Annotated in this window: 1 protein-coding gene; it reads left to right on the top strand. The window is 72.4% G+C overall.

Annotation, left to right across the window (positions count from 1 at the left end; genetic code table 11):
• Positions 1–471: AAA family ATPase (locus tag ACYQ0J_RS00435; protein WP_460170250.1), on the top strand; the 471-nt coding region annotated here is incomplete at both ends.

Genomic DNA, 471 nt, shown 5'->3' with positions numbered 1-471 from the left:
TAAGTATGTTCGTGGGCCGGAAGGAGGAGGGGCGGGCGGTCCTCCTCTCGGTGCGGGCCGGGAGGGGGGTGGTGCTCTCCGCCCCGCCGGGGTACGGGAAGACGGCGCTCCTCAGGGAGCTCCTCCCCGCCCTCGAGGCCTGGGCCCCCGTGGTGTGGACGGAGCGGGTGGCCCCCTTCGGGACCTTCCTGAAGGACCTCTTCCGGGGGCTTTGGGACGCCGGAATCCCGGTGGACGGGGTGGGGCGGGGGAGGGACCTCGAGGCCGACCTCAAGGCCTGGCAGAGGCGCTACCCGGGGAACGAGGAGAAGGCGAGGAGCCTCCTCAAGGCCCTCAAGCGCCCCGAAGGGGTGAACCCCGTCACCCTCGTCGTGGACGACGCCACGGGCCTCACCCCCAGTGTGGTCCCCTGGCTGGTGGCCTTCGCCGAGGTGGCCACCCTGGTCCTGGCCGTCCACCCGGAGACCCTAA

It is taken from the genome of Thermus sp. FJN-A, from assembly GCF_054655095.1.
This window is presented reverse-complemented; position numbering and strand designations above follow the sequence as displayed.